This is a genomic window from Methylobacterium sp. Leaf465 (assembly GCF_001424705.1).
Classification (GTDB): Bacteria; Pseudomonadota; Alphaproteobacteria; order Rhizobiales; family Beijerinckiaceae; genus Methylobacterium.
In genome coordinates this window covers 146483-161002 of sequence record NZ_LMRA01000012.1, presented here as the reverse complement: position 1 = coordinate 161002, position 14520 = coordinate 146483, and the positions used below count along the sequence as shown (strand labels likewise).

10 protein-coding genes and 2 pseudogenes are annotated in these 14520 nt (G+C 70.0%); all 12 read left to right on the top strand.

Annotated elements, in window-relative coordinates:
• Window positions 1-98 precede the first annotated feature (98 nt).
• Complete coding sequence (locus ASG51_RS24030; RefSeq protein ID WP_156389641.1) at window positions 99-458, top strand: hypothetical protein; 360 nt, start codon at window positions 99-101, stop codon at window positions 456-458.
• A 171-nt stretch (window positions 459-629) separates the two neighbouring features.
• The gene (locus ASG51_RS09290) at window positions 630-2087 is read left to right on the top strand and encodes a helix-turn-helix transcriptional regulator (RefSeq protein ID WP_056380821.1); all 1458 of its coding nucleotides are present in this window, start codon (window positions 630-632) and stop codon (window positions 2085-2087) included.
• 578 nt (window positions 2088-2665) lie between these two features.
• A complete protein-coding gene (locus tag ASG51_RS09285) occupies window positions 2666-3169 on the top strand; it encodes a CsbD family protein (protein WP_056380399.1) in 504 nt (167 codons plus the stop codon).
• Window positions 3170-3295: 126 nt separating this feature from the next.
• A pseudogene (locus tag ASG51_RS09280) lies at window positions 3296-4235 on the top strand (PhnA-like protein).
• A gap of 390 nt (window positions 4236-4625) precedes the next feature.
• Window positions 4626-5720, top strand: a complete 1095-nt coding sequence (ada, locus tag ASG51_RS09275; RefSeq protein ID WP_056380397.1) for a bifunctional DNA-binding transcriptional regulator/O6-methylguanine-DNA methyltransferase Ada — start codon at window positions 4626-4628, stop codon at window positions 5718-5720.
• 283 nt (window positions 5721-6003) lie between these two features.
• Window positions 6004-6632 (top strand): annotated as a pseudogene (locus tag ASG51_RS24975) (TonB-dependent receptor plug domain-containing protein); the annotation flags it as partial.
• A gap of 1 nt (window position 6633) precedes the next feature.
• Window positions 6634-8421, top strand: a 1788-nt coding sequence (locus tag ASG51_RS09270) for a TonB-dependent receptor (protein WP_244480103.1), incomplete at its 5' end; no start/stop codon positions are given.
• Window positions 8422-8808: 387 nt separating this feature from the next.
• Window positions 8809-10356: an ABC transporter substrate-binding protein gene (locus ASG51_RS09265; RefSeq protein WP_244480119.1), complete on the top strand. Its 1548-nt coding sequence runs from the start codon at window positions 8809-8811 to the stop codon at window positions 10354-10356.
• 177 nt (window positions 10357-10533) lie between these two features.
• On the top strand, window positions 10534-11487 hold the full coding sequence (locus ASG51_RS09260; protein ID WP_056221348.1) for an ABC transporter permease: 954 nt from the start codon (window positions 10534-10536) through the stop codon (window positions 11485-11487).
• A complete protein-coding gene (locus ASG51_RS09255) occupies window positions 11487-12416 on the top strand; it encodes an ABC transporter permease (RefSeq protein WP_056221351.1) in 930 nt (309 codons plus the stop codon). Before ASG51_RS09260 ends, ASG51_RS09255 begins: the two co-directional genes overlap by 1 nt.
• Window positions 12413-13474: an ABC transporter ATP-binding protein gene (locus ASG51_RS09250; protein WP_056380393.1), complete on the top strand. Its 1062-nt coding sequence runs from the start codon at window positions 12413-12415 to the stop codon at window positions 13472-13474. Before ASG51_RS09255 ends, ASG51_RS09250 begins: the two co-directional genes overlap by 4 nt.
• Window positions 13471-14499, top strand: a complete 1029-nt coding sequence (locus tag ASG51_RS09245) for an ABC transporter ATP-binding protein (RefSeq protein WP_056221357.1) — start codon at window positions 13471-13473, stop codon at window positions 14497-14499. Before ASG51_RS09250 ends, ASG51_RS09245 begins: the two co-directional genes overlap by 4 nt.
• Window positions 14500-14520: the final 21 nt, after the last annotated feature.

Genomic DNA, 14520 nt, shown 5'->3' with positions numbered 1-14520 from the left:
CCTCATCGAAGCTGCAGCCTATCAGGTCGAGGACATTTCGGTTCGCAGTCACGACGGGTCCATTGGACCGGAAACGAACGACCGCCTGCGAGCGGTGAATGGCGGCGATCTGGCTGGCATCATCGCCGTTGGGCAACCGTTCCTGCGCATCCACCCATGACGATCGCCCGGCGCGACGTCTCATCCGCGACGCGGAGACCACAGTGCATGCCGATCTGCGTCGGGCGCTCTGTGTCCTCGCGGAACGCCATCTCCGGGACCTGCAAGCCCGGGGCATCGACCCTCGGGCGATCGTCGAGGGATATGGAACCCAGCGGCGCGTCCAGGTCGAGCGCGACCGCGAGGATGTCCGGCGTGGACTGCGCCATGAACCTGAGGCGGGCGCGCCACGGTCGGGTTGCAGCATCGCGCCGGTCATCGGCGATGTCGTTCGCCGCAGCATCGCGGGCCCTTTTTGACCCCCGTTGCGGTCAGCCTTCGGACGTCGATTGCGGTCACCCTGGCGAAGGATGATCGTTCACGTTCACGTCAATGATCCGAATATACCAGATATTCGCCAGGCTTCATCGGAACTCGCCGTCACGGAGGCCGGTTACGGCGGGACTTGATTTGAGCGGATGGGAGTCCCGGTGACACTCGGCGTCGACAGGCATGAACTCCAGCAGATCGTGGCCGGACTGAGCGAGGGCGTGATCCTGGTCGAGCCCGACCAGACCATCGCCTACGCCAATTCGGCGGCGCTGGCCATGCATGGGGCCGAGAGCCTGGAGGAACTCGGCGGAACGGTGGATGCCTACCGCGAGCGCTTCGCCCTGCGCTACCGCAACAACCATGCCCTCAACCAGTATCCGATGGAGCGCGTCGTCTCGGGCGAGCGTTTCCACGACGTCATCGTCGAGGTCACGCGCACCGACCGACCCGATGCCGACTTCGTCCACTCGCTGCGCAGCCTGGTTGCGACCGACCGCGAGGGCCAGCCGAGCTGCCTCGCCCTTATCCTCAAGGACGTCTCCGACCAGTTCGAGGCCGAGGCGCGCTTCGAGGCGACCTTCAACGCCAACCCCGCGCCCGCCGTGATCTGCCGGCTCGCGGACCTGCGCTTCGTCAAGGTCAACCTCGGCTTCCTGGAGATGACCGGCTTCACCCGCGAGGCCGTCATCGGCCGCAGCGTCTACGAGGTCGACGTCCTGGCCAATGCCCGCAACCGGGACCTGGCGATCGATCGTCTCAACAGCGGCGGCACCATCCCGCAGATGGAAGCTTGCCTCGACCTGCCCGACGGCGGCACCCGCTTCGTCATCGTGGCCGGGCAACCGATGGAACTCGGCGACGAGCGCTGCATGCTCTTCACCTTCGCCGACCTCGAACTGCGGCGCAAGGCCGAGACCGCCCTGCGCCAGAGCGAGGAGCGCTTCGCCAAGGCGTTCCGCCTCACCCCCGTGCCAACCCTGCTGGCCCGCGCTGAAGGTCTGGCGATCACCGGCGTGAACGAGGCCTTCAGCCGCGTCTTCGGCTTCGGTTCTGAAACGGTCACCGGCCGCACGCCGGCCGATCTCGACCTTTGGGTCTCAGAGCCGCAGCGCGACCGTTTCGAGACGGCCCTGGCGCGCACCGGCTGCGTGATGGGACTGGAGGTCTGCCTGCGTCATGAGGACGGGAGTAACCTCGATTGCCTGGTCTCGGCCGAGCGGGTCGAGATCGGCGCGGAGGCCTTCGTCCTCCTGGTGCTGCAGGACATCACTGAGCGCAAGCGAAGCGAGCGTGAGCTGTTCGAGGCGATCGAGGCGGTGATGGCCGACACCTCTTGGTTCAGCCGCGGACTGATCGAGAAGCTGGCCCACCTGCGCCAGCCCGGCGCGGGCCATCAGGATGCGGTCTCGCCCAACATGACGGTGCGCGAGCGCCAGATCCTGGACCTGATCTGCGCCGGGCTCTCGGACGAGGTCATCGCCAAACGACTAAACCTGTCCAAGAACACCGTGCGCAACCACGCGGCGGCCCTCTACCGGAAGCTCAACGTGCACAAGCGTTCCGAGGCCATCGTCTGGGGCCGCAACAACGGCTTCCCGACAGCGTCGTCCGGGTAAAAAAACCTGTATTACCGGTACATTTTCACTATTGAAGCGGCGGTTCAAGGGGCCATCTCACGAACCAGGGACGACGGGCCGAGGGTTCCACCGCCGAACTTCACCGTCCGCCGGATCGGCGCCCATCCAGCCGGGAGCTTCGACATGACCGCTCTCAGATCGCCCGCCTGCGCTCTGCCGGAGCCCGACGCCCACTGGGCTGGGTCAGGGCGACAGGCGGCGAACGGATCGGCGAACGGCAGGTCGGGACGGGGAACCCCACCCGGGCCGACACCAGGCCGGGATTGGCCCGGCGTTAGCCTCCGCGAGACCGGCGACGGCGTTCTTCGCCGCTCTCACCGGCAACACACCCACAACGCCGCGCCACGAAGCGCGCGCAGCAAGGACAACCATCATGGTCGACACGGATCGCATCACGGGCGCCGCCAAGGAGCTCGGCGGCAAGGTTCAGGGCACGGTGGGCGATCTCACCGGCTCGAAGCGGGACTCNGAAGTCGGACAAGACCAACCCCAAACCCTAGCTTCGGCCGCGCGCCGCGCGACGAACCCCAGCCACGAACACAGCAAGGACAATCATCATGGTCGACACGGATCGCATCACGGGCGCCGCCAAGGAGCTCGGCGGCAAGGTTCAGGGCACGGTGGGCGATCTCACCGGCTCGAAGCGGGACTCGCTCGAGGGCCGTGCCCGCGAGGCGCAAGGCGCCGCCGAGACCCTCTACGGTCAGGCCAAGGACACCGTCCGCGACGCCGCCGAGCACGTGGCCGACACCGCTCGCGAGATCGGCGGCAGGGTTCGCGACACGGTCGGCAACCTAATCGACTCCGACGACGTCGAGGACCGCGCGCGCCGCGCCCAGGGGGCAGCCGGCGACACCTACGACCGCGCCGAGCGGTCCGTGCGCCGGGCCGGCCGCGAGGCCTACGACCGGGCCGAGGACGCCTACGAGACCGGCGGCCGCTCTCTGCGCCAGGGCGGGCGCGAGGTGAGCCACCAAGTCGCCGAGCATCCCGTGGCCGCCCTGCTGGTGGCCGGCCTCCTCGGCTACGGCCTCGGCCTCCTCATCCACGGCCGCGACTGATCCGCAGAGCCGCGACAGATCGATCCCACCGCGCCGGGACTGCGCGGTGGGATCGGCGAACACCCCCGACTGACCCCTCGAACGACCGAACGTCTCGGACGACCGACCACCCGGAGTACCTATCCCGTGTCCACTTCCCCCCTTCTCGCGACCCCGGCCGTCTCGGCCGACACCCGTACCGTSCTSCTGAACCAGGTCTCCTGGGGCGCCATCTTCGCCGGCGCCGTCACCGCGCTGGTGACCCAGGTCATCCTCAACATGGTCGGGGTGGGCGTCGGCCTGTCCAGCGTCGGACCCGTGGCCGCCGACAACCCGGCCGCCTCGACGCTGTCGATGGGCGCCGGCCTCTGGTTCGTGGGCTCGGGCGTGGTCGCTTCCCTGGCCGGCGGCCTCATCGCCGGGCGCCTCTCGGGCAAGCCCGTCACGGGCGCGGCTGAGCGCCGGCCTCTGGTTCGTGGGCTCGGGCGTGGTCGCTTCCCTGGCSGGCGGCCTCATCGCCGGGCGCCTCTCGGGCAAGCCCGTCACGGGCGCSGCCGGCCTGCACGGGCTGGTCTCCTGGGCGGTGACCACCCTGGTGGTGCTCTACCTCCTGACCTCGGCCGCCGGCGGCCTCATCGGGGGCGCCTTCTCGGGCGTRACCAGCACGCTGGGCGGGGCCGGCTCGCTGGTGGGCGGCACGGTGCAGACCGCCGCGCAGGCCGCGGCTCCGTCGCTGTCGAAGATCTCCAACCCCCTGGACGGCATCGAGCAGTCGGTGCGCAACCAGGCCCAGAAGGCCCAGGCCGAGACCCGCGCGGCCGACGCCCTGGCCAAGGCCCAGGGCATCCCGGTCGACCAGGCCAAGGCCCAGATCCAGGASTACCGSAAGCAGTACGACGAGACCGTCGCGACCGCCAAGGYGAAGGCGGAAGCCGCGGCCGTCGCCGCCAAGTCCGCCGCCACCCAGGGCGCCTTCTACGGCGCGCTCGCCCTCATCCTGGGCGCGCTTGCCGGCTTCTTCGGCGGACGCCTCGGCGCTCCCAAGGCCGCCACCGTCGTGGCCGGTTACGACGCCCGCCGCGTCTGAACGGACGGGGCTGACCGACGCCGGCCAGCCCCGCCCCTTCCGATCGGGCGCCCCCGTCAGGCACGCACCGTGTCTCGGGGTCTCCTGCCGCCGACGTGTCCTTGCCTCCGCGACAGGCCACCGTTGCCGCCCAAGCCGCCGGCCCGCGATAGCCTGTTCGTTGGACATCGAGATGCCGGATCGGAGGCGCCGGGCGGCACGGTGGACATCGGCCGCCGGTCTGTTCGCCGGGCGAGGCCCCGCCAACGCAAGTGGTACGGTACTGATGCCTCGCCAGCCGGATTCGAGAGCAAGGATCGGGATGCGGCTCCGGGGATTTCAGGGCAGGACAGGCTGCGACGCGGCCGCGACAAGCGGGGGCCGCCCCTGGACGACGGAGGACGTTTCCCCATGCGGCGCGCTGACACCCATCCGGAGTGGGACGACCCGAGCGCCCCCGATGACGCGGACGCGCAGCGATGGGCCGCGCTCACCGCCCGCGACGCGCGGGCCGACGGCACCTTCGTCTACGCCGTTCGCACCACCGGCGTGTATTGTCGCCCCAGTTGCCCCTCCCGCGCGGCCAACCCGGAGAACGTGAGCTTCCACGCCACCTGCGACGCAGCCGAGGCCGCGGGCTTCCGCCCGTGCCGGCGCTGCCGGCCCAACGACGTGACCCTGGCCGAACGGCACGCCGCGGCCATCGTCCGGGCCTGCCGCCTGATCGACGCGGCCGAGACCATGCCGACACTCGAAGGCCTCGCCGCGGAAGCGGGCCTGAGCGCCTTCCACTTCCACCGCGTCTTCCGAAGGGTCACCGGCATCACGCCGAAGGCCTACGCGACGGCCAAGCGGGCCGAGCGCGTGGCGCAGCGCCTGCCCGAGGCCGGGACGGTGACCGAAGCGGTCTTCGCGGCCGGCTTCAACGCGTCGAGCCGCTTCTACGCTGAAGGCCCGGATCGACTCGGGATGCACCCATCGGCCTATCGCACGGGAGGCGCCGGGACGGCGATCCGCTTCGCGGTGGCCGCGTGCTCCCTCGGCGCGCTCCTGGTGGCGGCGACCCCCCGGGGCCTCTGCGCGATCCTCCTGGGCGACGATCCCGACGCCCTGGTCCGCGATCTCCAGGACCGCTTCCCCAGGGCCGACCTGGCGCCCGGCGATCCAGCCTTCGACGGGTGGGTGGCGACGGTCGTCGGTTTCGTCGAGGCGCCGGGCCGCGGCCTCGACCTGCCCCTCGACATCGGCGGCACCATCTTCCAGCAGCGGGTCTGGGCCGCCCTTCGCGCCGTCCCGATCGGCACCACGACGACCTACGGCGCGATCGCCCAGGCCATCGGCGCCCCGACATCCATGCGGGCCGTGGCCCAGGCGTGCGGCGCCAACCGGCTGGCGGTCGCCATCCCGTGCCACCGGGTGGTCCGCGCGGACGGGTCGCTCTCCGGTTATCGCTGGGGCGTCGCGCGCAAGCGCCAGCTCCTCGACCGCGAGGCGGATGCGCGCTGATGGTCCCGCCCGCGCCTGACGGTTTGAGAGAGGAGGTTCGACGTGTCGGGTTCGACGTGGCATGGGAGCCACAGGTCACGACCACAGGGTGTCCGACCCGTCGCGCCCCCTCGGTCCACGGGGTAGAAGCGACTTCGGCATTCCCGGACGCGCGATGCGCGTGGATGGACGTCGCGGTTCGCGTCCGGCCCGACCGGCCTCCCTCTCTAAGGCGTGACCCGCCCCCGCTCCCGTGGTCGAAACCGGCATGACCGCTGTTCCCCGTTCTCCGCGTTCCCAGGCCATCGCGCCCCGAACTGCGGCCCCGCGAACCGGAGCCGTCCGGCTTGCCCTCGTCGCCGTCCTTCTCTCCGCGTCGGAGGTGCGCGCCGAGGAGGCGGGCGGGATCGTGCTGGAGGAGCTTTCGATCACGGCCGAGGGTCGCCCGGCACCGGCCGGGGTGCCGTTCGGTGTCTCGGCGCCCCCCGGTTCCAGCCCGAGCGTGATCGAACAGCCCCTCGGCGCCACCGCCACGCGCGTCGGCCGCACCGACACGATCGAGAACCGGCCCGCCACAAGCCTCGGATCGGTGCTGGTGAACAGTCCCGGCGTCACCGTGCGCCCGGGCAATGGCGGGCGCGACGTGGTGATCTCCATCCGCGGCAACAATGCCCGCTCCACCGGTGTCATCCGGAACATGGTTGTGCTGGAGGACGGCTTTCTCCTGACCCAGCCGGACGGCGCCTCGCGCTTCGACCTCGTCGATCCGCGCGCCTACGGCCGCATCGACGTGTTCCGCGGTCCGCAATCAGCGCTCTTCGGCAACTACGCCACCGGCGGCGCGCTCGCCTTCCGCACCCGGACGGGCCGCGAGATCGACGGCTTCGAGATCGGCACCGATGCGGGCAGCTTCGGCTACCTCAGCAATTACTTNGGCGGCGCGCTCGCCTTCCGCACCCGGACGGGCCGCGAGATCGACGGCTTCGAGATCGGCACCGATGCGGGCAGCTTCGGCTACCTCAGCAATTACTTCACGGTCGGCGGCGTCAGCGGCCCCGTCGAGATCAGCCTGTTCGCAAGCGACGTCCGCGCCAACGGCTACCAGGATCACAGCGCCTACGACACGCAGACGATCAACCTGCTGGCCAGCTACACGCCGACGCCGGACAACCGCTTCACCCTGAAGGTAATCAACAACCCGTTGCAGGCGAACCTGCCCGCCCGGTCCTCCCTGAACCAGTACCAGATCAATCCCTACCAGCGCGGATGCGGCACGGTGGCGACGGCGGCACCGGGCTGTACCCTGACGAACCTGTTCGCCAACGGGGCCTTCGGCCGGACCGTCGGCGTGACCGCCACCGAGGGCGGGTTCGGACGGGACGACCGGCGCACCGTCGTGGCCCTGCGCTGGGAGCACGACCTCGACGCACAGACGACCTGGCGGACCCAGCTCGGCTTCGACGAGCGCAACTTCGACCAGCCGTTCTACACCTCCGCCGTCCGGGGCAGTTACCCGTCCCTGACCCTCCTCACGGACCTGACCCGACGCTACGACCTGATGGGCCTGCCGGCCGTGGGCTACGTGGCCTTCACCTCCGAGATCCTCGACAACCACGTGACCACGTTCAACCGGGCGCCGGGGGCGGGACGACCGGCCCTGGGCGCCCTGATCGGAGACCTGCGCGGCGACCAGACCAATCTCGGCGGGCGCGCCCGCACGGAGGTGGCACTTTCCGACCAGTGGAGCGGGCTCCTCGGACTCAGCGCGACGAACACCACGATCACCGGACGCAACAGCGCCTATACCTATTCGGAAGCCGGACGGACGGCCTCGGTGGTCGATGCCGCGCGCAGCTTCCTCAACGTCGCGCCGGAACTGGCCGTGGTCTATCGGCCCCGGGACGCCTGGAGCGTCCGCGGGCGCGTCGCCACCGGCTACGCCACGCCGACGGGCAGCAACCTGTTCGTCACCAGCGCGGGGCTGCCGGGCAACAACACGCAGCTTCAGGCACAGACGAACCTCGGCTTCGACCTCGGCGTCGACTGGACGCCGGTGGACTCCCTGCGGATCAGCCTCACGGGCTTCTACGAGTTCTTCCGCAACGAACTCCTGTCGCAATCACCGGGTGGGGGCCGGCTGAGCTACTTCATCAACGCCCCGGCCTCGGAGCATCGCGGCGTCGAACTCGGCGGCGACTGGGCCTTCGCGCCGGGCTGGCGCGGAACGCTGGCCTACAGCTTCGACGATCAGATCTACACGCGGTTCACCGAGCTGCTGAGCGCCGGTGCCGTCACCGCCCGTTTCGACCGGGCGGGCAAGTCCATTCCCGGCGTCCCCGCGCACCAGCTCCTGGCGCGGGTCGGCTACGATCAGGTCGGCGGCCCCCTGGACGGGCTCGGGGCCTTCGTGGAGACCGTGGTTCAGGACGGCGTCCTCATCGACAACGGAAACCGCCTGAGGACCCCCGGCTACGCCATCCTCAACGCGAACGTCCACTACGCCACGGCGCTCACCGGGGGCTACGCCAAGCGCCTCAGCCTGTACCTGGAAGTCCGCAACCTGCTCGACACGACCTACATCGCCTCCGCCCTGAACCTGACGAGCACCCTCAGCCGGACCACCGGCCTGGAGAACGGGGCGGCCACCCTGGCGGGCACGGCCGGATCGATCCTCGCGGGCGCGCCGCGCAACGTCGTCGGGGGGCTGAAGCTCGCGTTCTGAAATCCTGCGGTCCGCGACTCTGCAACTCCATCGGGCAGAGCGTGAGATTGCCTATTTTTTAGGCGATCGGCGTGACGCTTCCGGAGAGCGGCGAGGTCTCTGCGTGTCTTTGAGGCAATGCCCGGCCGCGCCCCCGAGGGCCCGGACAGCAGCGCCGCGTCCCCGGCCGGTGCGGCTCGGACTTCGGATCGTGGGCGGCGAGACATGGTCCGGCGGGGTGTTCGTCTCGGGCGTCCGAGTGTGGCGCGAGGGGTTGGCCGATGGATTGCATTCACGTTTGCGTCACGCCGTCTCCAGCCCATGGAAACCCGTCCGCGCATGTTTGCTTCCGTTTCCCGATGGTCGAAGTCCTGCCTTCTCGCCGCCGCCCTGCTGTCCGGGGTGCTGATGCCCACGGCCTTCGCGCAGGGCGTCCTCAAGATCGGTATGACGGCCTCCGACATCCCGCTCACCACGGGCCAAGCCGACAATGGCGGCGAGGGCATGCGGTTCACGGGCTACACGGTCTATGACGGCCTCATCAATTGGGACCTCTCCTCCGCCACCAAGCCCTCCGTGCTGGTGCCGGGCCTCGCCACGCGCTGGGCCGTCGATCCCGCCGACAACACCAAGTGGACCTTCAAGCTGCGCGAGGGGGTGACCTTCCACGACGACTCGCCCTTCACCGCCGAGTCGGTGGTGTGGAACCTCGACAAGCTCCTGAAGACCGACGCGCCGCAATTCGACCCGCGCCAGTCGGCCCAGGGGCGCTCGCGCATCCCGGCGGTGGCGAGCTACCGCGCCATCGACCCGACCACCCTCGAAATCGTCACCAAGAACCCCGACGCGACGCTGCCTTACCAGATCGCGTGGATCATGATCTCGTCGCCGGCCCAGTGGGAGAAGGTCGGCAAGAGCTGGGACGCCTTCGCCAAGACCCCGGCCGGCACCGGCCCATGGAAGCTCACCCTGTTCGCCCCGCGCGAGCGCGCCGAGATGGTGCCCAACAAGGAGTACTGGGACAAGGCCCGGGTGCCCAAGCTCGACAAGCTCGTGCTCGTGCCGCTGCCCGAGGCCAATGCCCGCGTGGCGGCCCTCCGTTCGGGTCAGGTCGACTGGATCGAGGCGCCCCCGCCGGATGCCGTCGCGTCCCTGAAGGCCGCCGGCTTCGGCATCGTCACCAACGCCTACCCGCACAACTGGACCTGGCACCTCTCCCGCGTCGAGGGCTCGCCCTGGAACGACATCCGCGTGCGCAAGGCCGCCAACCTCGCGGTGGACCGCGAGGGCATGAAGGAATTGCTCAACGGGCTGATGATCCCGGCACAGGGCTTCATGCCGCCGGGCTCGGCCTGGTTCGGCCACCCGACCTTCAAGCCGACCTACGACCCCGAAGCCGCCAAGAAGCTCCTGGCCGAGGCCGGCTACGGCCCGAACAAGCCCATCGTCACCAAGATCCTGATCGCGCCGTCGGGCTCGGGCCAGATGCAGCCCCTGCCGATGAACGAGTTCATCCAGCAGAACCTCGCGGATGTCGGCATCAAGGTCGAGTTCGAGGTGGTCGAGTGGAACACGCTCATCAACCTGTGGCGCGCGGGCGCCAAGTCCGACATGTCGCGCAAGGCGACGGGGATGAATTTCTCCTACTTCATCCAGGACCCCTTCACGGGCTTCATCCGCCACCTCCAGTGCAACCTCGCCGCGCCCAACGGCACCAACTGGGGCCATTACTGCGACCCCGAGATGGACAAGCTGTTCGACCAGGTCCGCACCACCTTCGACCCGGCCGAGCAGACCAAGGTCCTGGAGAAGGTGCACGAGAAGTACGTCGACGACGCCCTGTTCCTGATGGTGGCCCACGACACCAATCCGCGTGCCATGAGCCCCAAGGTGAAGGGCTTCGTGCAGGCGCAGAACTGGTTCCAGGACTTCTCGCCGATCTCGATGGGCAAGTGATCGGGCAAGTGGTTGAGCAAGTGACGATGAAGGTCGCGGTCATGAACCCTCCCCCGCTGCGGGGGGAGGGTGGTCGCGCAGGAACCGGGGGAGGGGCATGCCGCATCCGGCAAAGTCGCCTCCGCTCCCGCCTGCTCCGCAGGTACCCTCTTCCGCAGAGGAGAGAGGGCTGAGAACATGCTGAAGTTCATCCTCAAGCGCCTGCTCACCGTGACGCCGGTGGCGCTCGGCGTGAGCGTCGTCTGCTTCATGCTGGTCCACCTCGCCCCCGGCGATCCCTTGAGCGCGGTGCTCCCGGTGGACGCCACGCAGGAGACCATCGACGCCATGCGGGCGGCCTACGGCTACGACAAGCCACTGCCCGTCCAGTACGTGATCTGGCTCTGGCACGTGCTTCAGGGCGATCTCGGCATCTCCATCGCCACCGGCCGCCCCGTGGTGCAGGAGGTCGGGCGGGCCGTGGTGAACAGCCTGATCCTGGCCTCCGTGGCGACGCTGATCGGCTTCACCTTCGGGTGCCTGTTCGGCTTCGTGGCCGGCTACTTCCGCAACTCGGTCCTGGACCGGCTCGCCTCGGCGGTCTCGGTCTTCGGGGTGAGCGTGCCGCATTACTGGCTCGGCATGGTACTGGTCATCGTGTTCTCGGCCCAACTCGGCTGGCTGCCGCCCACCGGGGCCGGGCCCGACGGCTCGGGCAACTGGCGGCCCGATCTCGACCACCTGCGCTACATCATCCTGCCGGCCCTCACGATGTCGGTAATTCCCATGGGCGTCATCGCCCGCACCATCCGGGCGCTGGTGGGCGACATCCTCGCGCAGGACTTCGTCGGTGCGCTCCGGGCCAAGGGCATGAGCGAGTTCGGCGTGTTCCGGCACGTCGTCAAGAACGCGGCCCCGACGGCGCTGGCCATCATGGGCCTGCAACTCGGCTACCTGCTGGGCGGCTCGATCCTGATCGAGACCGTGTTCGCCTGGCCGGGCACCGGCTTCCTCCTCAACGCCGCGATCTTCCAGCGCGACCTGCCCCTGCTGCAGGGCTCGATTCTCGTCCTGGCGATGTTCTTCGTCGCCCTCAACCTCATCGTCGACGTCGTCCAGACGGCGCTCGACCCGCGCATCGAGAGGGGCTGATGGCACGCGCGACACAGGCCGCCGCACCGATCCTCGACATCGCCGGCGGGGCCGCCCCGGCGCCGACGGCGCCGGACGCCTTCGTGCCCTCGCGGGGGTTCTGGGGGCAGGTCGGCCACAAGCTCCTGCGCGATCCCGTAGCGATGGCCGCCGCCGGCATCATTCTGGCGATCGTGGCGGTGGCGCTGCTCTCGCCCTGGATCACCCCGATGGACCCCTATCGCGGCTCGATGCTGCGGCGCCTGAAGCCCATCGGCGACGCCACCTACCTCCTGGGCTCGGACGAACTCGGCCGTGACATGCTGAGTCGCCTGATGATGGGCGGGCGCCTGTCCCTGTTCATCGGGGTCACCCCCGTCATCCTCGCCTTCGTCATCGGGTCCGGCATCGGCATCCTGGCCGGCTACGTCGGCGGCTGGGTCAACACCGTGCTGATGCGCACGGTGGACGTGTTCTTCGCGTTCCCCTCGGTGCTGCTCGCCATCGCGCTCTCTGGCGCCCTGGGCGCGGGCATCTTCAACTCGATCGTGTCGCTGACCTGCGTGTTCGTGCCCCAGATCGCCCGCGTGGCCGAGAGCGTGACCACCCAGATCCGCGCCCGCGACTACGTCGACGCCGCCCGCCTCTCCGGCGCCTCGACCCTGACGATCCTGCGCGTGCAGGTGCTCGGCAACGTGCTGGGGCCGATCTTCGTCTACGCCACCAGCCTCATCAGCGTATCGATGATCCTCGCCTCCGGCCTCTCCTTCCTCGGCCTCGGCGTGAAGCCGCCGGAGCCCGAGTGGGGCCTGATGCTGAACACCCTGCGCACGGCGATCTACGTGAACCCGATGGTCGCGGCCCTGCCGGGGCTGGCCATCTTCATCGTCTCGATCTCGTTCAACCTGTTCTCCGACGGCCTGCGATCCGCCATGGAGGTGAAAGCATGAGCCAGCCCATCGGCCTCGCCACCGTCCCGATCGCCCGCGACCGGGGCGGCCCGGCTCAGCCCCTCCTCACCGTCGACCGACTGGTGAAGCACTTCCCCGTCAAGAAGGGCATCGGCGGCACCAAGGCGGTGGTGCGAGCGGTGGACGGCGTCGATTTCGAAATCCTGAAGGGCGAGACCCTCGGCGTGGTCGGCGAGTCGGGCTGCGGCAAGTCCACCACCGCCCGGCTCATCATGGGCCTGATCAGCCACGATTCCGGCGACCTGCTGTTCGACGGCGAGCGCATCGGCAGCCGGGCGCTGCCCCTGCGGGACTTCCGGGCCCAGGCCCAGATGGTGTTTCAGGACAGCTACTCCTCCCTGAATCCGCGCATGACCGTCGAGGGCTCCATCGCCTTCGGGCCGCAGGTGCACGGGATCCCGAAGCGCCAGGCCATCGAGCGCGCCCGCAGCCTGCTCGCCCGGGTGGGGCTGGAGCCGGCCCGCTTCGCGGCGCGCTACCCGCACGAGCTCTCAGGCGGCCAGCGCCAGCGGGTGAACATCGCCCGGGCGCTCGCCCTCGAACCCCGCCTCGTGGTGCTCGACGAGGCGGTCTCGGCCCTCGACAAGTCGGTGGAGGCGCAGGTGCTGAACCTGCTGATGGATTTGAAACAGGAGTTCAACCTCACCTACCTGTTCATCAGCCACGACCTCAACGTGGTGCGCTTCATCTGCGACCGGGTTGCGGTGATGTATCTTGGTCAGGTGGTGGAGATCGGCCCCGCCGACACGGTGCTGGCCGCTCCGGCCCATCCCTACACGGCCGCGCTCCTGTCCTCGATGCCCTCGATGGACCCGGATGCGCGGACCACGGTGGCGCCGCTTGCCGGCGACCCGCCGAACCCCATCGAACCGCCCGCCGGCTGCCGCTTCCACCCGCGCTGCGCCCTCGTCGAAGAGGTCTGCCGCGGCACGGTCCCGCCCCTCGACGGCCGCGATGTGCGCCACCGCGTCGCCTGCCTCGCCCGCCAGCCCGGCTCGGGCCATTCCCTGTCGCCCAGCCTGACGGTGGCCGCATGAGCGTATCGGCACCCGAGCCGGCCGTCGCGATCCGCGGCCTGACGGTGGTCTTCGGCGGCGTGGTCGAGGCCGTGGACGGGGTCGACCTCACCCTCGAGCGCGGCCAGGCCGTGGCGCTGATCGGCGAGTCCGGCTCCGGCAAGAGCGTCACCCTTCGGGCGATCATGCGCCTGAACCCGGAGCGCCGGACGCGGATCGGCGGCACGATCCGGGTTGGCGGCGCGGACGTGATGGCCCTGTCGCCCAAAGCCCTGCGGGCCCTGCGCGGCCGGGCCGTGGCGATGATCTTCCAGGAGCCGCTCCTGGCCCTCGATCCCGTCTACACGGTGGGCCAGCAGATCACCGAGGCGATCCGCCAGCACGAGCGGATCAGCGCCGGGGCGGCCCGCCAGCGCGCCCTGGCCCTGTTCGAGCGGGTCCGCATTCCGAGCCCGGAGCGGCGCCTCGACGCCTATCCGCACGAGATGTCGGGGGGCATGCGCCAGCGCGCGATGATCGCTCTGGCGCTCGCCTGCCGGCCGCAGGTCCTGCTCGCCGACGAGCCGACCACGGCGCTCGACGCCACCGTTCAGATCCAGATCCTGCTGCTCCTGCGCGAATTGCAGGCGGAGCTCGGCCTCTCGACGATCTTCGTCACCCACGACCTCGGCGCCGCCGTGGAGGTCGCGGACCGGATCGCGGTGATGTATGCCGGCCGCATCGTCGAGGAGGGCTCCGCCCGGGACGTGGTGCTCGCCCCCCACCACCCCTACACGATCGGCCTCCTGCGCAGCCGCGCCGATGGGGCGCTCGCCAAGGGCACGCGCCTGAAGACGATCCCCGGCAGCCCGCCCGACCTCGCCAACCGCCCGCCGGGCTGCCCCTTCGCCCCGCGCTGCTTCCTCGCCGAAGCGCGCTGCCGGGTCGAGGTGCCACCCTCCGTGGCCGTGCAGCCCGGCCACCGGGCCGCCTGCTGGCGCACCGACGCGGCAGAGGCGGCGTTCCAGGAAGACCGGGCGGCGGTGATGGCGGACGCGACGGTGTGAGACCGGAAACCCTCTCCCCCC